The organism is Micromonospora sp. DT44 (assembly GCF_049841635.1).
Classification (GTDB): domain Bacteria; phylum Actinomycetota; class Actinomycetes; order Mycobacteriales; family Micromonosporaceae; genus Micromonospora.
Genome location: NZ_JBNCKS010000020.1, coordinates 26,891 through 51,928, shown reverse-complemented (window position 1 = coordinate 51,928; position 25,038 = coordinate 26,891). Strand labels below are relative to the sequence as shown.

Below are 25,038 nucleotides of genomic sequence, written 5' to 3'. Positions count from 1 at the left end.
CCGTACCGTCCGGTGGTCATGGCCTCGACCACCGCTTACGCCACCGCCCCCGGGCGGACCCCGACTCGCCGCCACGCCGGGGACCTCCTCGTGCTGGGGCTGGAGGCGGCGCTGCTCGGCGTCGCCGTGCTGGTGGGGGCCCTGCTCAACGCGCGCGGCGTCGGCCTGCACGCGGACGCCGCTCCGCTGTACGCGACGTGGCGGCCACACGTCGGCTGGGGCAGCCCGGCCGCGCTGGTGGTGGCGGTCGCGGTGGTGGGCTGGGGCGCCCGGTGGGCCCGCACCGCTCGTTGGGGCCGCCTGCTGGCTGCCGCGTGGCTGACGGCGGTGGCCTGGACGATGTCGTTGGCCCTGGTCGACGGCTGGTCGGCGGGGCTGACCCGACGGCTCACCCCGCAGGCCGAGTACCTGCACGAGGTTCCCGGCGTGACCGACATCCCGACGATGCTGGCCGGATTCACCAGCCGGATCGTGGACTTCCAACCCGACTCCTGGTCCACCCACACCGCGGGCCACCCGCCGGGCGCGCTGCTCCTCTTCGTCTGGCTGGACCGCGTCGGCCTCGGCGGAGGCACGGCCGCCGCGCTGGCCTGCGTCCTGCTCGGCGCCACGATCGCGGTGTCGGTGCCGGTGACGCTGCGCGCGCTCGGCGCGCCCGACGCGGCCCGCGCGGTCCTGCCCTTCCTGGTGCTGCTGCCGGGGGCCGTCTGGGTGGGCGCCTCGGCCGACGGCATCTTCGCCGCCGTGGTCGCGGCAGGTCTGGCGCTGCTGGCGGTCCGGGGCCGCGTGGCCGCCCTGGCCGGTGGGGCGGTGCTCGGCTTCGCGCTGCACCTGTCGTACGGGTTCCTCCTCGTGGGTGTGCTCGCGCTGACCGTGGTCGCGCTGCGCCGTACCCACCGCCTGGGCGCGCTGCTCGCCGCCGCCGTCGGCGTCGCCGCCGTGACGGCGGTGTTCGTCGCGGCGGGTTTCCGCTGGTGGGACGGGTACCACCTCGTCGTCGAGCGGTACTACCAGGGCTGGGCCGCCGACCGCCCGTACGCCTACTGGGTGTGGGCCAACCTGGCCGCGCTGCTGCTCAGCGCCGGTCCGGTCCTGGGGCCGGCCCTGCGCCGCGCGCTGGCGGCCGCGCCCGGCTGGCGGGCCGCCGGGCGGTTGGCCCTGCCTACGGCAGCAGGAGTACGCGCAGCCGGCCCCACGGTGCTGCTACCGCTGGCGGCCCTGGTGGCGGTCCTCGGCGCGGACCTGTCCGGGCTGAGCAAGGCCGAGGTGGAGCGGATCTGGCTGCCGTTCGTCGGCTGGCTGCTGGTCGCCACCGCCCATCTCCCGGTGACCTCACGGCGCTGGTGGCTGGCCGCGCAGGCGCTCACCGCGCTGGCCGTCAACCACCTGCTCTGGACGGTCTCCTGACCACCTGCCGCGCGATCACACGCAACACGGACGGCGAGCGGCGCAGCAACGGGCGGCACGGGGGGAGCGCGAGCGGCACGGCGCGAGCGGTGAGGAGGAGTGCGATTGGACAACGGACCCGCGCGGGCGCATGGCCACGCAGGGCATTGGCGGGCATTGGCGGGCATTGGCGGGCGACCATCCGGCACGCCGGGCCACGGCCAACGCAGGGACCGGTCACCCCGTTGAGCGTGATGACTGTGCGGCATCTTGATGCCTCACAGTCATCACCCTCACTGGGGGTACCGCCCCGGCGGCTACCGCGAGCGCCGCGACCTGACGCTGGCCGACTCGATCCGATCCCGGCACGCCGTTCGGCCGGGCACGGCAGCGACTTTCGGGGCGGCTGCTAGCGGACGTCGGAGGTCCGGCGGCGGACGGCGAGCGGCGCAGCGGGGCAGCGGGGCGGCGGGGCGGCGGGGCGGCGGGGCAGCAGGACAGCGGGGCGGCGGGGCGGCGGCGCAGCGGGGCAGCGGGGCGGCAGGGCAGCGGAGCGGCGCGGGGCGGTCAGCCGGCCACGGCGGCTGGTTCGCGGAGCGGGTCGGTGGCGAAGCCGGCCACGCCGTCGGCGAAGCCGACCCGGGCGGTGTAGCCGAGCAGTTCCGCGGCACGGCGTGGATCGGCGACCACGTGCCGCACGTCGGCCGCGCGGGCACCGCCCACGACCTGCGGGGCCGGTCCGCCCATCGCCTCGGCCAGGGCGACCGCCAGCTCCCCGACGGTGTGCGGCTCGCCCGAGCACACGTTCACCGGTACGAGGGTGGCCGGTGGCAGGTCGCTGCTGAGCGCCAGCAGGTTGGCCCGCGCCACGTCGGTGACGTGCACGAAGTCCCGCCGTTGCCGGCCGTCCTCCAGCACGCGCGGGGCCATCCCGGCCGCCAGCGCCGACCGGAAGATGGACGCTATTCCGGCGTACGGGGTGTCGCGGGGCATGCGAGGGCCGTAGACGTTGTGGTAGCGCAGCGCCCACACCGTCCCACCGGTCTGTCGGGCCCAGGCGGCGGCCAGGTGTTCCTGCGCGAGCTTGCTGGCGGCGTACGTGCTGCGCGGCTCCAGCGGCGCGTCCTCGGGCACGAGCACCGGGTCGAGTCCCCGACCACAGTGGGGGCACGTCGGGTCGTACCGGCCGGCCGCCACGTCCTCGGGTCGCCGTGGCGCGGGGCGCACCGTGGCGTGCTCGGGGCAGGCGTAGCGCCCCTCGCCGTACACCACCATCGAGCTGGCCAGGACCAGGCGGCCGATTCCCGCCCGGTGCAGGGCGGCCAGCAGCACGGCCGTGCCGTAGTCGTTGTGGGTGACGTAGTCGGGGCCGTCCGACGGGTCCAGGCCGTGGCCGACCATCGCCGCCTGGTGACAGACCGCGTCCACACCGGGCAGCAGGCGATCCAGCAGGGCACCGTCACGGACGTCGCCGCGCACCACCTGGTGCTCACGTGACCAGGCAGGCAGCTCCCCGCCGTGCGCCTGGGGCAGGAGCGCGTCCAGCGCCACCACCTCGTGGCCCTGCTCGACGAGCAGGTCGACGACCTGCGACCCGATGAACCCGGCCGCGCCGGTGACCAGTACGCGCATGTCGCACACGGTAGGGCCGGTCGGGCGTCCGACGGGCCGGTTCGGCGCAGCCGTAAGGACTTCGCAACAGCTCGGCGGGCCGCGGTGGCCCGGTAAGCGTTCGGTAATGCGGTAAACCCCGTTGTGTCGTACCCCTGCGGTCTAACCTGCCGGCAGTGCCCGCCACCGGCGCTCGCGCCCAGCGGATCGGCGGGCCGACGACGGTGGAGCGTGACGACGAGGAGGGAACAGCGAGTGCCAGGAGCAAGGCCCGGCCCGGGCGGCAGCGGGGCCCCCGCGTCGGATGCGGACGGCTACGGCGCGCCGCGCGGGCTCTGGCGAGGGCTGGCCCGGCATCGTCCGCCGGGTGTGGACGCGGCCGAACGGGCCTGGCGCAGTCCGTTGCGCGGTCCCTGGCTCACCGCCGTCTACGGTTCGGCGCTGCTGGTGGCGCTACCACTGGTGATCCTCACGGGGCTGCTCGACTACGCCGCCTACGGCCCCCGCTTCGACCAGGCGTTCCCGCAGGACGTCGGCTGGCTGCGGCTGCCCGTCTTCGACTGGCCCACGCGGCCGTCCTGGCTCTTCCGGGTCACCCAGGGCCTGCACGTGACGCTCGGAATCGTGCTCGTCCCGGTGGTGCTGGGCAAGCTGTGGTCGGTGCTGCCGAAGCTGTTCGCCTGGCCGCCGGCCCGCTCGGTGGCGCAGGTGCTGGAACGGCTCACCCTGCTGCTGCTGGTCGGCGGGATCCTGTTCCAGATCGCCACCGGCCTGCTCAACATCCAGTACTCGTACGTGTTCGGCTTCGACTTCTACACCGCCCACTACTTCGGCGCGTGGATCTTCACGGCGGCCTTCGTGGCGCACGTGATCATCAAGTTCCCCCGGTTGGTGACCGCTCTGCGGTCCCGCCCGCCGGGCACCGAGCTGCGGACCACGCGCGCCGACACGCGACCCGAACCGCCCGACCCGGACGGCCTGGTCGCGACCGAATCGGGCCCGGCCACGGTCAGCCGGCGTGGGGCGGTGGCCCTGGTGGGCGGCGGCGCGCTGCTGCTGGCCGTACTGACCATCGGGGAGAGCCTGGACGGTCCACTGCGGCGTACCGCGCTGCTGCTTCCCCGGGGGCGACAGCCCGGCACCGGGCCGAACGGCTTCCCGGTCAACCGCACGGTCGCCGCCGCCGGCGTACGTCCCGAGCAGACCGACGCGAGCTGGCGACTGACGCTGCGCGGCGGTGGGCGGACAGTGACCCTGGACCGGCCCGGCCTGCTGGCCCTGACCCAGCACACGGCCGCGCTGCCCATCGCCTGCGTGGAGGGCTGGTCGACCCGGCAGAGGTGGACCGGTGTACGTCTTCGTGACCTGGCCGCGCTCGCCGGCGTCCCCGACCCGGTCTCGGCGCGGGTGTCGTCGCTGGAGCAGGCCGGACTGTTCCGCACGGCGGTGCTCGCGGCCAACCAGGTCCTCGATCCCGACTCGCTGCTGGCGTTGCGGGTCAACGACGTCGACCTCTCCCCCGACCACGGCTATCCGGCCCGGGTCATCGTGCCCGCCCTGCCCGGCGTGCACTGCACCAAGTGGGTCGCCGAGATCGACTTCCGGGAGCGGACCGATGACTGAGCGGACCGATGACTGAGCGCGCCGCCCGGCTGCGGGCGGCCTACGGCGCGGTGCCCTGGCATCTCGCCCTGGTGACGGCGGTGATCGTGCTCGCCGGCTGGGTGGCGCTACGCCTCGCCGACGAGGCGACGTTCGGCCGGATGCTGCTCTGGTTCGTCGGCGCGGTCGTCGCGCACGACCTGGTGCTGTTCCCGGTGTACGCGAGCGTCGACCGCGTGCTGCTCGCGGCGGCACGCGGTCGTGTCGTGCTGCTCAACCACCTGCGGGTGCCGGCGCTCGGCACGGCGCTGCTGTTCCTGGTCTACGCGCCGGGCATCCTGCGCTGGGGCGAGACGACCCACGAGGCGGCCACCGGCCAGACGCAGCGGCCGTACCTGCTGCGCTGGCTGGCGCTCAGCGGGGCGCTCTTCCTGCTCAGCGCGCTCGCGTACGCGCTGCGGCGTCGCCGTCAGTCGTCGGGGCAGCGGTCGGAGAGCGCGTAGCGCAGCAGCACCACGTCGCCGATCTGACGCGTCTCGGCCAGTCGGGCCCGGCGGCCCGGATGCCAGGGGAAGCGGCCCTCGTCGACGAAGCGCGGCGCCCGACGGTCGCCGACGAAGAACGGGGCGACGACCAGGTGCAGCTCGTCGGCGAGGCCGGCGGTGAGGAACTGGGCGTGGACCGTCCCGCCACCCTCGACCATCAGGCGGCGCACCCCCCGCGCCGCCAGGTCGGCCAGGATCCATTCGAGGTCGACCGGCTCTCCCCCGTCGATGACGGTGGCCAGCTCGCCGACCCGCTCCCGGGTCTTGTCCAGGGCGCTGCTGGCGCAGTAGACCAGCCGGGTGGAGTCGCCCGCGGTGAAGAACCGGGCCGTCGGGTCGAGGTCCCCGCGGGCGGTCAGCGTCACCTTGACCGGCGAGGCGGGCTGGCCGCACGCCACCCGTTCGGTCCGCCGCGCCGCCGATCGCACCAGCAGGCGGGGGTCGTCACGGCGGACGGTGGCGGCACCGACCAGGATCGCGTCACAGCCGGCCCGGACCGCGTCGACGCGGTCGAGGTCGTCCTCGTTGGACAGCAGCAGACGCTGGTCGGAGGCGTCGTCGATGTACCCGTCGATGGAGGTGGCGCAGCTCAGCAGCACGTAGGGCCGTGGCGACGCCGGCCGGCAGCTCACCGGGAGACGGGCCGGTCAGGGGTGCGGCCCGCCCGCTCCTCGGCCGCCTCGGCCACTGCCGCCTCTGCCTCTGCCTCGGCCGCCTCTGCTTCGGCCGCCTTGGCGGCCTTCGCCGCCAGGTAGTCGGCGTTGGCCGGGGAGAGGAAGACGCTGGTGGGGACGCGTTCCACGACGTCGACACCCAGCCGGGTCAACTGTTCGGCCTTGTCGGGGTTGCTGCTGAGCAGGCGTACGCGCGGCACGTCGAGCGTGGCCAGCATCTGCGCGGCGGCGGTGTAGTCGCGCTCGTCCTCGCCTCGGCCCAGCGCCACGTTGGCCTGGTAGGTGTCCAGGCCGGCATCCTGAAGGGCGTACGCGTCGAGCTTAGCGTACAGGCCGATGCCCCGGCCCTCCTGACGCAGGTAGAGCAGGAACCCGCCGGTCTCGGCGATCCGCTGCACCGCCTCGCGCAGTTGCGGCCCGCAGTCGCAGCGCTGACTGCCGAACACGTCCCCGGTCAGGCACTCGCTGTGCGGTCGGACCAGCGGCGGCTCCCCACCGGCGGCGAGCCGGTCCAGGGCGCCGGCCCAGTCGCCCAGGCCGAAGGCGAGGTGTTCGCGACCGTCCACCAGACCTTTGAACGTGAACACCCGGACGGTGGTGGTGTAGCCGTCGGGGAACGCCAACGGCACCGTGACCTGCGTACGGACCGTGGCGACGGGCAGTGCTTCGGGCATGGGACTCCTTCGTCCGGCGCCGCGGGACGGCGGCGACGCGTACCGTTTCACCACTGAATCAACAGCCGCCGGGCGAGGCGGCTTCCCGAGCGGTGGTGGGTTCACGGGCCCGCCGGGCGAGCAGCACGGCCGCGCCGGGCAGGCTGGCCACCAGCACGAGCGCGCCGTAGACGGTGGCGGTGGCGACACCCTCGGAGGCGCTGAGACCGGCCGCGCCGAACACCCAGGCCGCCACCCCCTCGCGGGGGCCGAAGCCCGCGACGTTCAGGGGCAGGCCCATGGCCAGCAGGGCGAGCAGGGTCAGGGGCAGCAACCTCGTCAGCGGCGCGTCGGATCCGGCGGTCCGGGCCGCCACCAGGAAGGTGGCCAGGTGACCGGCGACCATCACGGCGGAGGCGACCAGCACGCCGAGCCAGGTCCGCCGGCCCAGCAGGCCGGTCCGCACGTCGGCGACGGCGGTGCGCACGCCACGCGCCCACCGGGACCGGCCGGTACCGGGCAACAACCGAGCCAGGAGTACGGCGGCCAGTCCGGCCGCCACGAGCAGCGCGGCGGCGGCCGGCAGGTACGGACGCACCGGGGACGGGAACGCCGCGAGCACGACCAGGGCGACGCCCACCAGAACCACCTGGCCGGCGGCACGTTCCCAGACCACCGCGCGGATGCCCCGGCTGACGTCACCGGCGTCGCGGCCGTGGCGCACCGCCCGGTGCACGTCGCCGAGCATCCCGCCGGGCAGGGTGGCGTTGAGGAACACGGCCCGGTAGCAGTGCGCCACCGCGGTCGCCAGCGGCAGCCGCACGCCCAGCCCACCGGCGACGAGACTCCACCGCCACGCGGCGCAGACCGTGGTGAGCGCGCCGATGAGCAGGGCCGCGGCCAGCGCCGGGGCGTCGATCAGCCGTACGCCGGCGAGGAACGCGCCGCCGCCCACCTGCCACAGCAGGACGGCGAGCAGGCCCACCCCGCCGACCACTCGTGCCCAGGCCCACACCATCGACGCCGGTCCTCCCTGAAGATCGTCCACTCTCTTTAGTGCACGTACCCAGGGTGTGGATGGTTCATCCACCGGCCAGAAGGTCCTGGTGCTCGACCACCACGCCGAGCCGGCCGGCCGCCGCCTGGGCCAGCCGACGCCGGGCGTACGCGTCGGCCGGGCCGGCCAGGTCGGGCCGCTGCTGGCAGGCTGCGCCCAGCCAGCCCCGGAACCACTCGGCGGCCAGGTCAGCCTGCTGGGGGCCGAGCCGCCACGGGCTGGGCCGCTCCCGCACCGGCACGCCCCGCCGGGCGAACGCGGCGGCGGTGACGGCGGCGGCGTCCGGGCCGAGCAACCGGCGGCCGTCGACGGTACGCCGCTGGTGCGCGTTGAACGCCTCCTCGACTGCGGCGTCGAGCGGGTCCTCGGGGGTGAGCCGGACCCGTCCGGTCACCGAGACCGCGAACAGGGCGGGACGACCGGCGTCCACACAGGCCGTGACCACGCGCTCGACCTCCTCGGCGGTCAACATGTCCAACAGCGCGGACGCGGTGACCAGCGCGCCGTCGGACAGGTCGGCGGCGCTGAGCCGGGTCAGGTCGCCGCAGCGGGTGTGAACGGTGACCGGCGCTCCGTCGGCGGCGGTGACCCCGACCATGCTGTCGGCGGCCCGGGCCAGCAGGTCGGCGTCCCGGTCGTGCAGCACCCACCGCTGCGGTCCACTCAGCCGGGCGGCGAGCCAGCGGCTCATCGAGCCGGTGCCGCTGCCCAGGTCGTGGATCACGATCGGGTCGTGGCCGGCCAGCCTGGGCCGGACGGCGTCCACCAGGTCGTCGGCGCGGGCCGCCGCGTCGGCCGGCTCCCGCAGACGCAGCCAGTCGGCGAACGGCAGGGTCTCCTCGACGGTCACCCCGTCACCTCCTCCAGCACGGTGGCCAGGCGCGCGGTCGTCACCGGCCAGTCGGTCAGGGTGTCGCGGCGGGCGAGCGCGGCGCGCCGCAGCCGGGACCGCAGTTCGTCGTCGCCCAGCCACCAGCTCAGCGCGCCGGCCAGGGCGGCCGGATCGTCCGGCGGGACCAGCAGGCCGGGCACGACGCCGTCGGGGGCGCGACCCAGCGCCTCGGGAAGGCCCCCCACGTTGGTGCCCAGCACCGGCACGCCACGCGCGAGGGCCTCGGTGACGACCATCCCGTACGTCTCGCCCCGCGAGGGCAGGACCAGCAGGTCGGCGGCGGCGTACGCGGCGTCGAGCGCCGGGCCGGTCAGCGGGCCGGCCAGTCGGACCCGTTCCGCCAGGCCGGCGCCGGCGAGCCGGTCGCGCAGTTGGCACACCAGCTCGGGTTCCCGGGTCAGCGTGCCGGCACAGACCAGCGTCCACGGCGTCTCGGCCAGCACGCACAGGGCGTCGACCAGCAGGTCGTGACCCTTGTGACGGGTGACCGCGGCGACGCAGAGCAGCCGGTCACCGGTTGCGCTGCCCTGGGACGCGACCGGCGCGGGCGTCACCCCGGGCGGCGCGACGTGGACGCGCTCGGCGGGCAACGCATGGCGGGTCAGCAGGCGGCGTCGGGTCCACTCGCTGGTGGTGACGACAGCCCGGGCGGTGGCCAGCGCACGACCCTCGGCCTCGTCGTCGAGCGGCATGTGCACCAGCGGGACGAGGCGCAGCCGTGTCGCGTGCGGGGCGAGCAGGTCCGGCACCATCGAGGCGATCAGGCCGTCGACGAGCACCACGGCGCTGTCCGGGGTGGTGGCGAGCAGCCGGGCCAGCGCTGCCCGGTCGGCCGGGTCGGGGTGCGGCCACGCGCCGGGTACCGGATGCTCGTGCACCGTCCACCCGCGCTCGGCGAGCCCGGCGCAGACCCGCCGGTCGTACGTGTTGCCACCGCTGGGCGCGCCCGGGTCGTCGATGTCCCCCGGCAGGACGACGTGCACCGTACGTCGGCGCGGGGCGTCGGGGGCGTGGGCCGGCGGCGGCCGGCCCGCGTCGGTCACAGTGACCGCTCGTAGCTGGCCCAGGCGACGTGTGACTCGTGCAGGGTGACGGTGATACCGGCCAGCTCCCGGGCACCGGCCCCCAGGTCGCCGGCGTGCACCCGCTCGGCCAGTCGGTCGGCGACGGTACGGGCGAGCACCTCCGTGGTGGTGTTCATGCCGGCGAACGCGGGCTCGTCGTCGAGGTTGCGGTAGGACAGCTCCCCCACCACGGCCCGGAGCTGCTCGGTGGCGAGGCCGATGTCCACGACGATGCCGTCGGCGTCCAGGTCGGGCCGGCGGAACGTCGCGTCCACCACGAACGTCGCCCCGTGCAGGCGCTGGGCCGGGCCGAACACCTCGCCCCGGAAACTGTGGGCGATCATCATGTGATCCCGAACGGTCACGCTGAACATGGTCACTCCCCGTCGTCGTAGGTGATGAGGTGGCAGAGCGCGGGCAGGTCACCCGAACTCAGTTGGGCGAGTACGTCGGGTAGCTCCGTGAACCGGGACGCGCCGGTGATCAGCGCGTCGAATGCCGGGTCGTCGAGCAGGTCCAGGGCCAGCGCCAACCGGTCGGTGTAACTGCGGCGACCGCGCCGCGCGGGCGCGACCATGCCGACCTGGCTGCTGCGCACGGTGAGCCGCCCGGAGTGGAACGCCCCACCGAGGGACACCTGCACCTGGCGGTCGCCGTACCAGCTCAGCTCGATTACCGTGCCCTCGGGCGCGAGCAGGTCCAGCGCCTGTTGCAGACCGGCGGACGTGGCGCTGGCGTGCACGACCAGGTCCCGGTCGCCGGTCGCGTCGGCGGGTCGGGCGAACCGGACGCCGAGCGCCCCGGCCACCCCGGCCCGGCGGGCGTCGGTGTCGACCAACTCGACGTCCACACCGGGGAACCGCGCCACCAGCGCCGCGACGCAGCAGCCCACCATGCCCGCGCCGATCACGCTGACCCGGTCGCCCAGCAGGGGCGCGGCGTCCCACAGGGCGTTCACGGCGGTCTCCACCGTGCCGGCGAGCACGGCGCGGGCGGGCGGGACGTCGTCGGGCACTGGCACCACGGCGGTCGCCGGCACGACGTACGCGCTCTGGTGCGGGTGCAGGCAGAACACCGTACGCCCGAGCAGTTCCGGCGGGCCCTGTTCGACCACGCCGACGCTGAGGTAGCCGTACTTGACCGGGCCGGGGAAGTCGCCCTCCTGGAACGGGGCGCGCATCGCCGCGTACTGGTCGGCGGGCACCCGGCCGGCGAACACCAGCGTCTCGGTGCCCCGGCTGACCCCGGAGTAGCGCGCGCGGACCAGCACGTCGTCGGGGCCCGGGGCGGGCAGCGACACCGGCCGGATCTCCGCCGCGCCGGGCTCGCGCACCCAGCAGGCGTACGCCTCGCGGTTCACCCTCGTACACCTCACCTTTTGTCCCGGTCGAACCGAACGGCCCTGATTTCCGTGTTCCCTGTCGGGGTCGTCGATCATAAACACGGAGGTACGGTGCCCACAGTTCGAAGCGGTCCGGTGATCGGGCTCACCGCACAACTGGTCGTGCTGGCGACGCTGGCCGCCACCGTGGGTCTGGACACGGCGGGTTGGCTGGCCGGCGTCGGCTACGCGGCGGTCACCTGCCTCGCGTTGAGCCGGGGCCTGCACCTGTCCGGCGCGTCCCGCCTCGGCCCCGCCGACCGGGTGACGCTGGCCCGGGGCGTCCTGGTCGGCGCGGTCACCGCGCTGGTCGTGGACTCGTTCGACCGCCCGACGCCGGTGGGGCTGCTGGTCGCGTTGAGCGCGGTGGCCCTGCTGCTGGACGCCGTGGACGGCCAGGTCGCCCGGCGCACCGGCACCGCCAGCGCCCTCGGAGCCCGCTTCGACATGGAGGTCGACGCGTTCCTCATCCTGGTCCTCAGCGTCTACGTCGCCCCGACGGCCGGAAGTTGGGTGCTGGCCATCGGCGCGATGCGGTACGCCTTCGTCGCGGCGAGCGCGGTCCTGCCCTGGCTGCGGGGCACGTTGCCGCCGCGCTTCTGGCGCAAGGTGGTGGCCGCCGCCCAGGGAGTGCTGTTGACGGTCGCCGCCGCGCGGTCGCTGCCGGAGCCGTGGACCACGCTGGTCCTGGTGGCGGCGTTGGCGCTGCTGATCGAGTCGTTCGGCCGGGACGTGGCCTGGCTGTGGCGTCGCCGCCCGGCGCCCCGGCCGGCGCGCCCACTGCTGCCGGTGCCTGCGCCTACGCTGCCGGTGCCCCGGCCCGCGCTGGCGGCGCGCTCCGGCGGTACGGTCCACTCCGACTGGAGGCCCCGATGACCCTCGCACCTCGGCGACGCCGGCTCGCCGACCGGCTGCGCGGGCGCTCGGCGTCGACCGATGATGACGGTGGTCGTACTCCCGTGGTGTCGCAGGCGTCGCGCGGCCCGGCGCGGCGGGCGCTGCGGTGGGTGGGCACGGTGCTGGCGGTCCTGCTGGTGTACGCGGTCCTGGTCGGACCGGACCGGCTGGGTGAGCTGACGCCCGGCGCGTTCGTGCGGATCCCGCTGGAGGGTCTGCTGGTGGCCGCGCTGCTGCTGGCGCTGCCGTCGCGACCACGACGGATGGTGGTGGCCGTGCTCGGGCCGCTGCTCGGCCTGCTGGCCATCGTGAAACTCGCCGACCTGGGGTTCCGCACAGCCCTCGATCGCCCGTTCGACCTGGTCCTGGACTGGCTGTTGCTGGACGACGCGTTCGGCTTCGTCCGGGACTCGGCGGGGCGGGCCGGCGCGCTGGGCGCGGTGGCCGGCGTCGTGCTGCTGATCGGAGCGCTGCTGGTCGTGGTGACCGTGGCCCTGCGGCGGCTGGCGTCGCTGCTGGTGGACCACGAGCGGACGGCGACGCGGGCGGTGGCCGCGCTGACGGTCATCTGGGTGGTCTGCGCCGTCGCCGGGGCGCGGATCGTCCCGGGTGTGCCGGTGGCCGACGCCGGGACCACCGCGCTGGTGGGCGCGCACGCCGAGCAGGTGGACGCGCGGCTGCACGACGGGAGCCGGTTCACCGCACAGATCGACGCCGACCCGTTCCAGGACGCCCCGGGTGAGCAGTTGCTGACCGGGCTGCGCGGCAAGGACGTCGTCCTCGCCTTCGTGGAGAGCTACGGGCGCGACGCCGTCGAGGACCCGGAGTTGGCGCCGCAGGTCAACGGGGTGCTGGACGCGGGGACCGCGAGCCTGCGCGCTGCCGGGTACGGCTCCCGCAGCGGCTTTCTCACCTCCCCCACGTCCGGCGGCGGTAGTTGGTTGGCGCACGACACCCTGTTGTCGGGTCTGTGGACGGACAACGAGCAGCGGCACCGCAGTCTGCTGGCCAGCGACCGGCTCACCCTCAACGGCGCGTTCCGCCGGGCCGGCTGGCAGACCGTCGGGGTGCTGCCGGCGGCGACCCAACCCTGGCCGGAGAAGGACTTCTTCTCGTACGACCGCTACTACGACACCGAGGCGCTCGGCTACCGGGGCCCGAAGTTCGCCTACGCGCCGATGCCCGATCAGTACACGCTGTCGTTCTTCCAGCGGCAGGTGCGCGCCGACGCGGACCGTCCGATCATGGCGGAGATCCCGCTGATCTCCAGCCACTCGCCGTGGACGGCGGTGCCCCGCATGATCGGCTGGGACGCGGTGGGCGACGGCTCGGTCTACCGCGGCGACGCCGGGGCGAAGGACGACGGTAAGGATGACCGCAACGCCGGCCGGGTACGGGCCGGCTACCGGCAGGCGATCGCCTACTCGCTCCAGTCGCTGATCTCCTACGTGCAGACCTACGGCGACGACGATCTGGTGCTGGTCTTCCTGGGCGACCACCAGCCCGCACCGGTCGTGACCGGCGAGGGCGCGAGCCGGGACGTGCCGATCACGATCGTCGCCCGGGACCCGAAGGTCCTCGAACAGATCACCGGGTGGGGCTGGCAGGACGGCCTTCGGCCGGGTCCACAGGCGCCGGTGTGGCCGATGGACTCCTTCCGCGACCGGTTCCTGACCGCCTTCGGGCCGTCGACGCAGCCGTTGGCCGCACCTCGTTGAGCTAATCGGACAAAAACCCCTAATAGCCACAATTGCCTCGTTACGCTTCGCTCGCACATCGAGCAACGGGGGCGTAATGAGAATGTTCGCGTGGGGCAGCCGCGGGTCGCGGACGACGGCACTGCTCGCCGTCGGCGGAATGCTGGCGTTCACCGGTCTGTTGCCGGCGTCCGCCGCGCCCACCCGGGTCAACCGGGTGCTCGCCGCGGTCGACGAGGCGATCGGTCCGGTGGACCCGGTCGCCGAGGCGATGAGCTTCGGAGCGATGACCGAGGGCGACGCCAGTGTGATCAACGACGAGAACGAGGGCACCCTCGCCGTCGGCGGTGACCTCACCTTCGGCAACTACCAGCTCGCCGGGCAGACCGCCGGTTCGTTCGTCGTACCGGGCGACGCCCGCCCGAGCGCCCTCGTCGTCGGCGGACGCGTCAACTTCGCCGGCAGCGTCGGTGGCACCCGCCTCCAGGTGCTCTCCAACGGGTACGCGAAGGTCGGCAACCTGACCGGCACCGTCGTACGCGACACCGACAACAACGGCGCCCAGGTCAACACGCGGATCCTGCCCACGAACAACTACGACGCGTTCCCCCGGGTCGAGCTGGTCACCCGGCAGCCCGTCGCCAGCGTCGGGCCCACCTCGCCGATCAACTTCGGCGCGGCGTTCGCCGCCTTCCGCGACACCACCGCCGGTCTGGCCACCTGCGACAACACGGTGGTGCTCCGGACGCCGAACGGCGACGTGCTGCCCCGACCGATCCCGCCGGGCAGCAACGCCGTGGTCACCCTCACCCCGGGTGTGACGAACGTGCTCAACCTGACCGCCGCCGACCTCGCGAACATCCAGATCCTGACCTTCGCCAACCAGCCCACCGCGACCACCCCGCTGCTAGTCAACGTGGACACCACCGGCGTCGGCAACACGTTCAACTGGACCGCCCCGAACTTCGCCGGCATCGGCGGCGAGCAGGCACGCTACATCCTGTTCAACTTCCCGACCGCGACCGCGTTGACCCTCACCCCGCAGGCCGCCACGGTGGAGGGGACCATCTACGCCCCCAACGCCAGCCTCACCGACCTGTCGCCCAGCAACACCGAGGGCAGCGTCATCACCCGGACGCTCGATCACCGCGGCGGCGAGATCCACTACTTCCCGTTCAGCACGACGCTCTCCTGCGAGGGCGCCACCCCGGCCGACATCTCCCTGATCAAGTCGTCGACGACGATGTTGATCACGACCGTCGGGCAGCAGGTGCCGTACTCGTTCCACGTGGTCAACACCGGTGGCGTGCCGCTGACCGGCATCTCGGTGGCCGACACCCAGACGCCGCCGTCGTCGAACGACAACCTCGGCCCGATCACCTGCGCCGCCACCACGCTCGCCCCCGGTGCGAGCACCGCCTGCACCGCCACCTACACCGTCACCCAGGCCGACCTCGACAACGGCGGAGTGACCAACACGGCAACCGCCAGCGGCACCCCACCCGGCGGCCAGCCCGTCGTCTCCGAGCCGGACACCCTGACCATCCCGGCGCAGGTGCTCACCGCCGCCGTCGCCGTCATCAAATCGTCCACCACCGCTTCGATCACCACGGTCGGGCAGCAGGTGCCGTACCGGTACCTGGTCACCAACACCGGCGGCCTGACCCTCACCGCCATCACCATCACCGACGTGCAGACCCCGCCGTCGTCGAACGCCAACCTCGGCCCGATCACCTGCCCGCAGACCACCCTCGCGCCCGGACAGTCCACCACCTGCACCGCCACCTACACGGTCACCCAGGCCGACCTGGACAACGACGGGGTGCGCGACACCGCCACCGCGAGGGGTACGCCACCGACCGGCCCGCCGGTGACCTCGCCGCCGTCCACGCTGACCATCCCGGCGGCCGGGCTCACCCCGTCGATCGCGGTCACGAAGACCTCCACCGCCGCCTCGATCACGACCGTGGGCCAGCAGGTGCCGTACGCGTTCCACGTCGTCAACACCGGCGGACTCACGCTGACCAACGTGAACGTCACCGACGTCCAGGCGCCGCCGTCGTCCAACGACAACCTCGGCCCGATCACCTGCGCCGCCACCACCCTCGCCCCCGGCGCGATGACGACCTGCACCGCCACCTACACGGTGACCCAGGCCGACCTCGACAACGACGGCGTCACCGACACCGCCACCGCGCACGGCACCCCACCCGGGGGCACGCCGGTCAACTCGCCGCCCTCGACCCTGACCATTCCGGAGACCGGCCTGGTCGCCTCGATCGCGGTCGTGAAGACGTCCACCACCGTCACGATCCAGACGGTCGGCCAGCAGGTGCCGTACGTGTTCCACGTGGTCAACACCGGCGGACTCACCCTGACCAACGTCAGCGTCACCGACGTACAGACACCGCCGTCGTCCAACGACAACCTCGGCCCGATCACCTGCCCACAGACCACCCTGGCCCCTGGCGCGCAGACCGACTGCACCGCCACCTACACCGTCACCCAGGCCGACCTGGACTTCGGCTCCGTCCGCGACACCGCGACCGCGCGGGGCACCCCGCCCGGCGGCAGGCCGCCGGTACAGTCCCCGCCGTCGACGTTGACGATCCCCGGCGACACGCCCGCCCCGGCCATCTCGCTGGTGAAGTCGTCCACCAGCGCGACCATCAGCGCCGTCGGTCAGCAGGTGCCCTACCACTTCCTGGTGGCCAACACGGGCGGCGTCACGCTCAACAACGTCAACGTCACCGACGTACAGACACCGCCGTCGTCGAACGCCGACCTCGGCCCGATCACCTGCCCGCAGACCACCCTCGCACCCGGGCAGACCACCACCTGCACCGCCACCTACACGGTCACCCAGGCCGACCTGGACAACGACGAGGTCACTGACGTCGCGACCGCGCACGGCACCCCGACGGGCACCGAGCAGCCGGTCGACTCGGACCAGTCCGTGCTGACCATTCCGGCGGCGGACGTCACGCCGTCGATCGCGGTCATCAAGTCGTCGACCACGGTGGCGATCACCACGGTCGGGCAGCAGGTGCCCTACCAGTTCCTGGTGACCAACACCGGTGGCGTCACGCTGACCAACGTCAACGTCACGGACGTGCAGACACCGCCGTCGTCGAACGACAACCTCGGCCCGATCACCTGCCCGCAGACCGCCCTCGCGCCCGGCGAGGCGACCGCCTGCACCGCCACCTACACCGTCACCCAGGCCGACCTCGACAACAACGCGGTCGCCGACACCGCCACCGCGCACGGCACGCCGCCCAACAGCGAGACGCCGGTGGACTCGCCGCCGTCCACGTTGACGATCCCCGAATCCGGGCTGGTGGCGACGATCTCGGTGGTCAAGACCTCCGAGGTCACCACGATCAGCATGGTCGGCCAGCAGGTGCCGTACCGCTTCCACGTGGTCAACACCGGCGGACTCACGCTGACCAACGTGAACGTCACCGACGTCCAGGCCCCGCCCTCGTCGAACGCGAACCTCGGCCCGATCACCTGCGCCGCCACCACCCTCGCCCCCGGCGCGATGACGACCTGCACCGCCACCTACACCGTCACCCAGGCCGACCTCGACAACGACGGCGTCACCGACACCGCCACCGCACACGGCACCCCACCCGGGGGCACGCCGGTCAACTCGCCGCCCTCGACGCTGACCATCCCGCAGGCCGGGGTCGTCCCCGCCATCGACGTGATCAAGGCGTCGACCACTGTGGTGATCACCGCGCCGGGCCAGCAGGTGCCGTACACCTTCCTGGTGGTCAACACCGGCGGACTCACCCTCACCGGGGTGACCGTCAACGACACCGTGCTGCCGCCGTCCCCGCGTTCCGAGCTGGGCGAGATCACCTGCGGCCCGCAGAACATTCCGAACGGACAGGTGACCCTGGAACCGGGCGCGTCGATCCAGTGCCGGACGACCTACACCGTGACCGAGGAGGACTTCGCCGGCTCGTCGCTGCGCAACGTCGCCACCGCCACGGGCACACCGCCGTTCGGGCCGCCGCCGGTCTCGCCGCCGTCCCCGTTGGACATCCCGATCCCGCACCCGGCGATCACCATCGCCAAGTCGGCCACGCCCACCGTGGTGTCGGCGGCCGGTGACGTGGTCACCTACCGGTTCGTGGTGAGCAACACCGGCAACACTCCGCTCACCTCGGTGACCGTCGACGAGACGGAGTTCTCCGGAACCGGCACGCCCGGGACGATCACCTGCGGCACCCCGCCCGTCCCGAACGGCAGCGTCACCCTGCTTGCCGGAGCGAGCACCACCTGCACCTCGACCTACACCGTCACGGCGGCGGACATCGAGGCCGGCCGGATCACCAACACGGCCGTGGCGGCCGGCACGCCGCCGACGATCCCGGGCCAGGAGCCGCCCACCCCGGTACGCTCCGGACCCGTCACCGCCGAGGTCACCGCCACCCGGGGCGCGGCGATCACCGTGGTGAAGTCCAGCAGCACCGAGAAGATCAGCAGGCCCGGTCAGCAGGTGCCGTTCCAGTTCCTCGTCACCAACACCGGGCAGGTGACGCTGACCGGCGTCACGATCACCGACACCCTCACGGCGCCGGCGTCACCGGCCAATCTCGGCCCGATCACGTGCGGGCCGGGTCGGACACCCAACGGCGCGGTCACCCTGGCCGCGGGCGCGGCGGTGACCTGCACGGCGACCTACACGGTCAGCAAGGCCGACATCCACCACGGTTCGGTGCGCAACACCGCGACGGCGACGGGCACGCCGCCGGACGGCCCCGCGCCGGTCGCGCCGGAGTCCACCATCACCATTCCGGTGAAGGGCAAGCTGCCGGTGACCGGTACGTCGTTCCCGATCGGCGGCTGGATGACCGCCGGGGTGCTCGCGGTACTGCTCGGTGCCGCGTTGCTGCTGGCCGTCCGCCAGCGCAGGCTCCGCGCCTAGCGCGGACGTCGCGGGGGTCGGACCGGAGGGGAACCGGTCCGGCCCCCGCGGCACGTCACCCGTTCAGTCGGCCTGGTCGGACCCGACGGGGCGGGCGCGGACGTGCAGCCGCTCCCCCTGCGGGCCGAAGAGGCTGAGCGCCTCGGCGGTGCCGGGCCCCGGATTCATGATGAGGTGCGGGATGCGGGTGTCGAACTCGGCCACCTCCCCGTGCGTCAGGATCAGGTCGCGGTCACCGAGCACCAGGCGCAGCCGACCCGAGAGCACGTACAGCCACTCGTACCCCTCGTGGACCTGCGGGGTTCGTCCACCGGCGGTCGGGTCCGGCGGGAAGATCTGCTTGAACGCCTGGAGGCCGCCGGGTCGGCGGGTCAGCGGCAGGTGGGTCACGCCGTGGATGACGATCGGCTTGGGGCGTACGCGGGGGTCGCCGGTGGCCGGCGCGTCCACCAACTCGTCGAGGGCCACCTGGTAGGCGCGGGCCAGCGGAAGCAGCAGCTCCAGGGTGGGCCGGCGGCTGCCGGACTCGAGCCGGGACAGGGTGCTCACCGAGATGCCGGTCAGGTCGGCGAGCTGGGTCAGCGTGGTGCCGCGCTGGTGGCGCAGGGCACGCAACCGGGGACCGACGGCGGCCAGCGCGGCGGTGTCGTCGTTTGCCATAACGGCAACGATACTTGCCATCTCGACGGCGGCGACGGATGGTGGGCTCAGCCGACGAAGAGGGAGACATTCCGGTGGACGAGACGTACGACGTGGTGGTGGTCGGCGGTGGCGCGGCCGGGCTCAGCGGCGCTCTGGCGCTGAGCCGCGCGCGGCGGTCGGTGCTGGTGATCGACTCAGGTGAGCCGCGTAACGCGCCCGCCGACCGTGTGCACAACTACCTGGGCCGGGAGGGGACGCCGCCGGCCGAGCTGATCGCCGCCGGACGCGCCGAGGTGGCCGGGTACGGCGGGCAGTTCCGCGACGGCCGGGTCCGTACCGTGACGAGGGAGGACGACGGCTTCCGACTCGCCCTCGACGACGGCGACGCGGTGCGGGCCCGCCGGCTCCTGGTGGCCACCGGGCTCACCGACGAGCTGCCCGACGTGCCCGGGGTGGCCGAGCGGTGGGGTCGCGACGTGCTGCACTGCCCGTACTGCCACGGCTGGGAGGTCCGGGACCGGCGGATCGGCATCCTGGCGACCGGGCCGATGGCCGCGCACCAGGCCGAGATGTGGCGGCAGTGGTCCTCCGACGTGCTGCTCCTGCTGCACGACGCGCCGACCCCGGACGAGGAGACGGCCGAACGGCTCGCCGCCCGGAGCATTCCGGTGGTACCCGGCCCGATCGCCGCGCTTGAGGTGACCGGGGACGCGCTCAGTGGTGTCCGGCTCGCCGACGGCCGCGTCGTGGCGCTCGACGCCGTCGTGGTCGCCACCCGCACGTCGCCCCGCGCCGACCTGCTCGTGGGGTTGGGCCTGGCTCCGGAGGAGGTGACGATGGGCGGGCACGTGATCGGCACCCAGATCCCCGCCGACGCCACCGGAGCGACGACCGTGCCGGGCGTCTGGGTGGCCGGCAACGTGGCCGATCTGCGTGGTCAGGTCATCACGTCCGCGGCCGCGGGTCTCCTGGCCGGTGCGGCGATCAACGCCGATCTCATCGCCGAGGAGACCCGGGACGCGGTGACCGCGTACCGGCAGCTGGTCGCGACGACCTTCGAGGAGCCGGCCTGGGAGGAGCGGTACCTGTCGAAGTCGGCGGTGTGGAGCGGCCGCCCAAACCCGCAGCTGGTCGCCGAGACCGTCGATCTCAGCCCGGGGCGGGCGCTGGACGTGGGCAGCGGTGAGGGCGCCGACGCGGTGTGGCTGGCCCAGCGGGGCTGGCAGGTGACGGCGGTGGACATCTCGACCACCGCCCTGGGTCGGGCCGCCGAGCACGCCGAGGCCGCCGGAGTCGGTCACCGGATCGAGTTCCTCCACGCCGACCTGCGCGACAAGCCGCCCGCCGAGGAGTCGTACGACCAGGTGACGGCGCACTACATGCACCTGCCCCCGACGCAGCGGCGGGAGTTGTTCGCCCACCTGGCCGCCGCGGTGGCCCCGGGGGGCGTGCTGCTGATCGTGGGCCACCACCCGATGGACCTGTGGACGTCGAGCCACCGGATGCACATGCCGGACATGATGTACACCGCCGAGGACATCGCCGCCGAGCTGAACCCAACCCACTGGGACGTCCAAACCACCGCAACCCGCCCCCGCCCCGGCTCTCACGACGCGGTCCACCACGACGCGGTCCTGCTGGCCCGCCGCCGCTGACCCCGACCCGCACCGTCGATCGTGGAGTCGTGGTGGATGACAAGAGCCGCCAATCAGGGCCTTCCGGGCACCACGACTCCATGATCGGCGAATGGGGGGTGCGTGCCTTCGCACGGGGGTGGGCACGGCGGTAGCGTTGCGCCACACTCACGGCCCGCAGGGCGGTTGACCTTGCGCCCGACCGTACGGAGGATGGTGCATGTCCATCGGCGCTGAGCCGCTCGCGACACGCGATGATGCGGCCTCGCGGCCGAGCTTCGAGCTCGCCCTGCGCGGCTACGACAAACGCCAGGTGGAGCGGCACCTGGAGCAGCTCGACGGGCAGATCGCCATGCTCAGCGGCGAGCACGGGCGGTCGGCGGTACGGGTTCGTGAGCTGACCGCCGAGGTGCAGCGGCTGCGGGCCGAGCTGGCCGAGATGCACGAGCAGCCGGTTCAGGTGGACCGCGCCTCCTTCCAGGACCTGGGCCCGATGGTGGGCGAGATACTGACCCTCGCCGAGAAGCAGGCCGCCCTCATCACCGAGTCGGCTGCCGACCGCGCCAACGAGCTGCGCACCGAGGCGGAGCGGATCCTCGCCGACACCCGCGAGCGGGCCGCGCAGGCACGACAGGACCTGTCCGAGGAAGTGGCCGCGCGGCGCAGCGAGCAGGAGCAGGCGTACGAGGAACGCCGCGCCGTGGCCGAGGCCGAGTTGACGGCGATCCGGGAACGCGCCGAGCAGTTGCGCGCCGACGGTGAGGCCGCGCACGAACGCGCCCAGCACGAGGCGAAGCGCATCACCGAGCAGAGCGCGCAGCAGCTCAACCAGACGCGGGTGGCAGCCGACGCGCTGATGAAGTCGGCGCGTACGCAGATCCAGCAGGAGGTCCAGGCGGCCCGCGCCAAGAATCAGCAGGAGATGGCGCAGTGGCAGGCCGGCGTGGAACGCGAGGTCGCCGAGTGGCGCAGCGCCGCCGAGCAGGAGATCGCCGAGTTGCAGGCGGCCTCGCAGGAGGAGCTGGCCGAGCAGCGCAGCTCCACCGAGCAGCAGATCGCCGCGCTGCTCGCCGAGGCTCAGCAGCACGTGACCGAGCTGCGGAACCGGGCCGACGAGCAGGCCGCCAGCCACCAGGAGCAGTTGACCGCGCTCCAGCAGGAGATCGAGGAGCGCCGGGAGGAGTCGGCCCAACTGCACGCCGAGTTGGAGACCGCCCAGCAGCAGCTCGCCGAGGTCCGCCAGGAGGGTGAGACCCTGGAGAACGAGCTGTCCCGGATGCAGCAACGGCTGAGCGAGGTGCGCCGCGACCTGACCGCCGAGGCGACCCGACTCGAGGAGGCCCGGCGGGCCGGCGACTCCGCCGAGCGGCACGCCAAGGAGGTCCGCGCCCGGGTGCAGCGGGAGGCGAAGCGGGTGGCCGACCTGGCCGCCGCCGCCGTGATGGCCGCCGCCGCCGGTGGTACGGAGACGGCCGAGTACCCGATGGTCGGTCCACGGTCGGCCGCCTCCCGCGCCAGTGTGGAGCTCCTCTCCGTCGACCAGCCGTCGAGTGACCGCACCGATGTTGCCGAGCGTGCCGGCGGCGACGGGGACGCCGCCGAGCAGTCCCGCGACGACCGGGTCGACGCGGACCGGCTCGGTGACGACGAGGTCGGATCCCACGAGGCGGCCACTCACGATCGGACCCGAGCCGACGAGACCTCCGCCGATGCGGAGCACACCGATGGTGACCGGAGCGATGACGAGCGCCCGGAGGGGACGCCCGCGCGTTATCCGATTGCGCTTCCCGACCGGACGGCCACCTCGGGGGCGCCCGTTCCGCAACCCGAGCCGATCTTCGCTCGCCCCGACCCGACGCCCGTACCCTTCCTGGCCTTCGGGCAGCCGGTCAGCGACAACGGCAGCGCCCGGCACTGACCGGTGGACCGGGCCCGGGGCGCGTACGCTCTCCGGGCCCGGTACGACCAGGGGTCGGCGATCTTCACCGAACCCACGCACCGGCTGCGCCGCACACCCACGAGTCGATGGTGGGATGGGCGGATGAGCCAGCTCACGAGTGCGGACCGGATCGCGTACCTGGACACGGCCGCGGCCACCCCGATCGGGCGCTACTACAAGAGGCGCGCCGTCGACGCTCTCGACCTACGGCCGGGGCACACCGTGGTGGACGTCGGCTGCGGGCCGGGCACCGACCTGGGGCGGTTGGCCGATGTGGTCCGGGCCGACGGCCTGGTGGTCGGCGTCGACCGTGACCCGAGGATGCTCGCCGAGGCGGGTCGGCGGCTGGCCGACCGGCCGCGGATCGACCTGCGCGTGGGCGACGCCCATGCGCTTCCGTTGGACGACATCAGCATGGACCGGGCCCGGATCGATCGGGTCCTGATGCACGTGGAGGATCCCGCGGCGGCGTTGGCGGAGGTTCGCCGGGTGCTGCGCCCGGCGGGTGTGCTCGTGGTGACCGAGCCGGACTGGGACACCCTGGCCGTCGCCGACGAGGACGTGGAGACGAGCCGCCGCTTCGCCCGGTTCGTGGCGGGGCGGGTGCGGAACCCGACCATCGGTCGGGAGCTGGTCCGGTTGTCGGCGCGGGTTGGCCTGCGGGTGCGATCGGTCGAGGCGATCGCCGTCGTCTTCGAGGACTTCGGCACGGCCGATCGGATCCTGGGGCTGCGGCGCAACTCCGCCCGTGCGGTGGCGGCCGGCGAGTTGGTCGACCGGGAGGTCCGGCCGTGGCTTCGCCGTCTCACCGCCGGTCCGCTGCTGGCGAGCTTCACTCTCTACCTGGTCACCGCCGAGGCCTGACGGCCAACGGCCAACCCTCGCCGCCCTGGTACGCCACCTGGTTTCGTCGGGAACCGCCCCGGACGGTCCCTCGGAGCTGGCAGGCTGGGCGGGCCGACACGCACCGACGACCGCCGGCCGGGGTGGCGACGACGAGCGCCTCGTGGCTGCGAAGGAGTGCCCGTGACCGACCAACCGGAGGACTTCGACCTGCTCGTCGTGGGCGGCGGCAAGGCCGGGAAGACGCTGAGCATGGACGTGGCCCGCTCCGGCCGCCGGGTGGCGATGGTGGAGCGCGGCATGATCGGCGGGAGCTGCATCAACGTCGCGTGCATCCCCACCAAGGCGCTGGTGACGAGCGCACGGGCGGCCCACCAGCTACGGCACGCCGCCGCGCTCGGCCTCGCCGTCGAGGGTGGCCGGGTCGACGTCGACCTGCTGCGAACGCACAAGCAGGACGTCGTCGACGGGATGGTCGCCGCCAACCGGCAGCAGTTCCTCGACTCGGGTCTGCACCTGGTGATCGGTGCGGCCCGGTTCGTCGCCCCTCGGACCGTTCGGGTGCGGCTGGCGGACGGGGGTGAGCGACTGCTGCGGGGCGCCGACGTGGTCATCAACACGGGCACCCGCCCGCATCTGCCGCCCGTGCCCGGGATGGCCGAGGCCGGAGTGCTGACCAGCAACGACCTTCTCCGGCTGGATCGGCTGCCGGCACGGCTGGTGGTGCTCGGCGGCGGGACCGTCGGGGTCGAGTTCGCGCAGATGTTCGCCTCGTTCGGCAGCGCGGTGACGGTGATCGAGGGCGGCCCGCAACTACTCAGCCGCGAGGACCCCGATGTCGCCGACGCGCTCATGCGGGTCTTCCTCGCGGACGACATCGACGTCCGCGTCGGCGTGGCCGTCGCCCGGGTCGATCGTGATCCCGTCGGGACGCTCCGGGTCGCTCTCGACGATGGCAGCGTGGTGACCGGTGACGAGGTCCTGGTGGCGGCCGGCCGGGCGCCGGTCACCGACGGGCTCGGGCTGGACGCGGCCGGTGTGCGGCTCGACGAACGTGGCTTCGTGCTGGTCGACGAGTATCTGCGCACCAGCGCCGAGCGGACGTGGGCGGCCGGGGACGTCGCGGGCAGCCCGCAGTTCACGCACGTGTCGCTCGACGACTACCGGATCATCCGGGCGAACCTGGCCGGCGAGCGGCGCAGTACGGCCGGGCGGCTCGTTCCGTACACCGTCTTCACCACCCCGGAGCTGGCGCGGGTCGGTCTCAGCGAGAGCGACGCGCGCCGCGCCGGATACGACGTCGAAGTGGCCCACCTGCCGGTCGCCGCGATCCCCCGCGCCCGCACTCTGCGTGAGACCCGGGGCATGTGGAAGGCGGTGATCGACACCCGCACCGACCTGATCCTGGGCGCGGCGCTGCTCGGCCCGGAGTCGGGCGAGGTGATCACCTCGGTGCAGTTGGCCATGCTCGCGCGGATGCCGTGGACCGCGCTGCGGGACGCGATCATCACGCATCCGACCATGGCCGAGGGCCTCAACCTGCTCTTCGCGTCGCTGCAGAGCCGACCGGTGCGCTGAGCAC

19 protein-coding genes and 2 pseudogenes are annotated in these 25,038 nt (G+C 73.6%); 12 read left to right on the top strand and 9 right to left on the bottom strand.

The window, feature by feature from the left end:
* Positions 1-18: 18 nt before the first annotated feature.
* Entirely contained in the window at positions 19-1,407 is a 1,389-nt protein-coding gene (locus ACLQ25_RS13985; protein WP_425731297.1) for a hypothetical protein, read from the top strand.
* A gap of 546 nt (positions 1,408-1,953) precedes the next feature.
* Here the strand turns inward: ACLQ25_RS13985 and ACLQ25_RS13980 are convergent.
* On the bottom strand, positions 1,954-3,018 hold the full coding sequence (locus ACLQ25_RS13980; RefSeq protein ID WP_425731296.1) for an NAD-dependent epimerase/dehydratase family protein: 1,065 nt from the start codon (positions 3,016-3,018) through the stop codon (positions 1,954-1,956).
* Between the two features lie 234 nt (positions 3,019-3,252).
* On the opposite strand from ACLQ25_RS13980, the gene ACLQ25_RS13975 reads away from it, so the two are divergent.
* Both ACLQ25_RS13975 and ACLQ25_RS13970 read left to right on the top strand, forming a co-directional pair.
* The gene (locus tag ACLQ25_RS13975) at positions 3,253-4,620 is read left to right on the top strand and encodes a molybdopterin-dependent oxidoreductase (RefSeq protein ID WP_425731295.1); all 1,368 of its coding nucleotides are present in this window, start codon (positions 3,253-3,255) and stop codon (positions 4,618-4,620) included.
* Positions 4,621-4,628: 8 nt separating this feature from the next.
* Positions 4,629-5,102, top strand: coding sequence for a hypothetical protein (locus ACLQ25_RS13970; RefSeq protein WP_425731294.1), 474 nt, complete (start codon positions 4,629-4,631; stop codon positions 5,100-5,102).
* Here ACLQ25_RS13970 and ACLQ25_RS13965 read toward each other — a convergent pair.
* The 7 genes from ACLQ25_RS13965 to ACLQ25_RS13935 all read right to left on the bottom strand — a co-directional run bounded on the left by ACLQ25_RS13965 (position 5,069) and on the right by ACLQ25_RS13935 (position 10,844).
* Positions 5,069-5,776, bottom strand: coding sequence for a RibD family protein (locus ACLQ25_RS13965; RefSeq protein WP_425731293.1), 708 nt, complete (start codon positions 5,774-5,776; stop codon positions 5,069-5,071). The two genes, ACLQ25_RS13970 and ACLQ25_RS13965, sit on opposite strands and share 34 nt — an antisense overlap.
* Positions 5,773-6,492: a GTP cyclohydrolase II gene (locus tag ACLQ25_RS13960; protein WP_425731292.1), complete on the bottom strand. Its 720-nt coding sequence runs from the start codon at positions 6,490-6,492 to the stop codon at positions 5,773-5,775. Before ACLQ25_RS13960 ends, ACLQ25_RS13965 begins: the two co-directional genes overlap by 4 nt.
* 58 nt (positions 6,493-6,550) lie before the next feature.
* On the bottom strand, positions 6,551-7,489 hold the full coding sequence (locus ACLQ25_RS13955) for a lysylphosphatidylglycerol synthase transmembrane domain-containing protein (RefSeq protein WP_425731344.1): 939 nt from the start codon (positions 7,487-7,489) through the stop codon (positions 6,551-6,553).
* Positions 7,490-7,553: 64 nt separating this feature from the next.
* Positions 7,554-8,378, bottom strand: coding sequence for a class I SAM-dependent methyltransferase (locus ACLQ25_RS13950; RefSeq protein WP_425731291.1), 825 nt, complete (start codon positions 8,376-8,378; stop codon positions 7,554-7,556).
* Complete coding sequence (locus ACLQ25_RS13945; protein WP_425731290.1) at positions 8,375-9,463, bottom strand: glycosyltransferase family 4 protein; 1,089 nt, start codon at positions 9,461-9,463, stop codon at positions 8,375-8,377. The genes ACLQ25_RS13950 and ACLQ25_RS13945 overlap by 4 nt, the downstream gene beginning before the upstream one ends.
* Positions 9,460-9,858, bottom strand: coding sequence for a 6-pyruvoyl trahydropterin synthase family protein (locus ACLQ25_RS13940; RefSeq protein ID WP_357169592.1), 399 nt, complete (start codon positions 9,856-9,858; stop codon positions 9,460-9,462). Before ACLQ25_RS13940 ends, ACLQ25_RS13945 begins: the two co-directional genes overlap by 4 nt.
* A gap of 2 nt (positions 9,859-9,860) precedes the next feature.
* Positions 9,861-10,844 (bottom strand): zinc-dependent alcohol dehydrogenase, encoded by a 984-nt coding sequence (locus ACLQ25_RS13935; RefSeq protein WP_425731289.1) that lies wholly within the window; start codon positions 10,842-10,844, stop codon positions 9,861-9,863.
* Between the two features lie 93 nt (positions 10,845-10,937).
* Here ACLQ25_RS13935 and ACLQ25_RS13930 point away from each other — a divergent pair, with 93 nt between their 5' ends.
* The 4 genes and pseudogenes from ACLQ25_RS13930 to ACLQ25_RS13915 all read left to right on the top strand — a co-directional run bounded on the left by ACLQ25_RS13930 (position 10,938) and on the right by ACLQ25_RS13915 (position 18,398).
* Complete coding sequence (locus tag ACLQ25_RS13930; protein ID WP_425731288.1) at positions 10,938-11,741, top strand: CDP-alcohol phosphatidyltransferase family protein; 804 nt, start codon at positions 10,938-10,940, stop codon at positions 11,739-11,741.
* On the top strand, positions 11,738-13,480 hold the full coding sequence (locus tag ACLQ25_RS13925; RefSeq protein WP_425731287.1) for a sulfatase-like hydrolase/transferase: 1,743 nt from the start codon (positions 11,738-11,740) through the stop codon (positions 13,478-13,480). The genes ACLQ25_RS13930 and ACLQ25_RS13925 overlap by 4 nt, the downstream gene beginning before the upstream one ends.
* A 139-nt stretch (positions 13,481-13,619) precedes the next feature.
* Positions 13,620-14,930, top strand: a pseudogene (locus ACLQ25_RS13920) (choice-of-anchor A family protein); the annotation flags it as partial.
* Positions 14,928-18,398 carry a DUF7507 domain-containing protein gene (locus tag ACLQ25_RS13915; RefSeq protein WP_425731343.1) on the top strand — a complete coding sequence of 1,157 codons (3,471 nt, stop codon included), beginning with the start codon at positions 14,928-14,930 and terminating at the stop codon, positions 18,396-18,398. The pseudogene ACLQ25_RS13920 and the gene ACLQ25_RS13915, both read left to right, overlap by 3 nt.
* Positions 18,399-18,461: 63 nt before the next feature.
* Here ACLQ25_RS13915 and ACLQ25_RS13910 read toward each other — a convergent pair whose 3' ends face one another.
* Positions 18,462-19,058, bottom strand: a complete 597-nt coding sequence (locus ACLQ25_RS13910; protein ID WP_425731286.1) for a helix-turn-helix domain-containing protein — start codon at positions 19,056-19,058, stop codon at positions 18,462-18,464.
* A gap of 38 nt (positions 19,059-19,096) precedes the next feature.
* On the opposite strand from ACLQ25_RS13910, the pseudogene ACLQ25_RS13905 reads away from it, so the two are divergent.
* From ACLQ25_RS13905 to ACLQ25_RS13885, 5 genes and pseudogenes are all read left to right on the top strand, one after another.
* A pseudogene (locus tag ACLQ25_RS13905) lies at positions 19,097-20,077 on the top strand (NAD(P)/FAD-dependent oxidoreductase); the annotation flags it as partial.
* Positions 20,063-20,695, top strand: coding sequence for an SAM-dependent methyltransferase (locus ACLQ25_RS13900; RefSeq protein ID WP_425731342.1), 633 nt, complete (start codon positions 20,063-20,065; stop codon positions 20,693-20,695). The pseudogene ACLQ25_RS13905 and the gene ACLQ25_RS13900, both read left to right, overlap by 15 nt.
* 199 nt (positions 20,696-20,894) lie before the next feature.
* Positions 20,895-22,592, top strand: a complete 1,698-nt coding sequence (locus tag ACLQ25_RS13895) for a hypothetical protein (protein WP_425731285.1) — start codon at positions 20,895-20,897, stop codon at positions 22,590-22,592.
* A gap of 123 nt (positions 22,593-22,715) precedes the next feature.
* Positions 22,716-23,477 carry a methyltransferase domain-containing protein gene (locus tag ACLQ25_RS13890; protein WP_425731284.1) on the top strand — a complete coding sequence of 254 codons (762 nt, stop codon included), beginning with the start codon at positions 22,716-22,718 and terminating at the stop codon, positions 23,475-23,477.
* A gap of 162 nt (positions 23,478-23,639) precedes the next feature.
* On the top strand, positions 23,640-25,034 hold the full coding sequence (locus tag ACLQ25_RS13885) for a dihydrolipoyl dehydrogenase family protein (RefSeq protein WP_425731283.1): 1,395 nt from the start codon (positions 23,640-23,642) through the stop codon (positions 25,032-25,034).
* Positions 25,035-25,038 lie beyond the last annotated feature (4 nt).

Coding starts and splice junctions, on each gene's coding strand:
- ACLQ25_RS13925 (WP_425731287.1), top strand. CDS start 11,738: ATGACCCTCGCACCTCGGCGACGCCGGCTCGCCGACCGGCTGCGCGGG.
- ACLQ25_RS13960 (WP_425731292.1), bottom strand. CDS start 6,492: ATGCCCGAAGCACTGCCCGTCGCCACGGTCCGTACGCAGGTCACGGTG.
- ACLQ25_RS13985 (WP_425731297.1), top strand. CDS start 19: ATGGCCTCGACCACCGCTTACGCCACCGCCCCCGGGCGGACCCCGACT.
- ACLQ25_RS13940 (WP_357169592.1), bottom strand. CDS start 9,858: ATGTTCAGCGTGACCGTTCGGGATCACATGATGATCGCCCACAGTTTC.
- ACLQ25_RS13895 (WP_425731285.1), top strand. CDS start 20,895: ATGTCCATCGGCGCTGAGCCGCTCGCGACACGCGATGATGCGGCCTCG.
- ACLQ25_RS13980 (WP_425731296.1), bottom strand. CDS start 3,018: ATGCGCGTACTGGTCACCGGCGCGGCCGGGTTCATCGGGTCGCAGGTC.
- ACLQ25_RS13890 (WP_425731284.1), top strand. CDS start 22,716: ATGAGCCAGCTCACGAGTGCGGACCGGATCGCGTACCTGGACACGGCC.
- ACLQ25_RS13910 (WP_425731286.1), bottom strand. CDS start 19,058: ATGGCAAACGACGACACCGCCGCGCTGGCCGCCGTCGGTCCCCGGTTG.
- ACLQ25_RS13970 (WP_425731294.1), top strand. CDS start 4,629: ATGACTGAGCGCGCCGCCCGGCTGCGGGCGGCCTACGGCGCGGTGCCC.
- ACLQ25_RS13955 (WP_425731344.1), bottom strand. CDS start 7,489: ATGGTGTGGGCCTGGGCACGAGTGGTCGGCGGGGTGGGCCTGCTCGCC.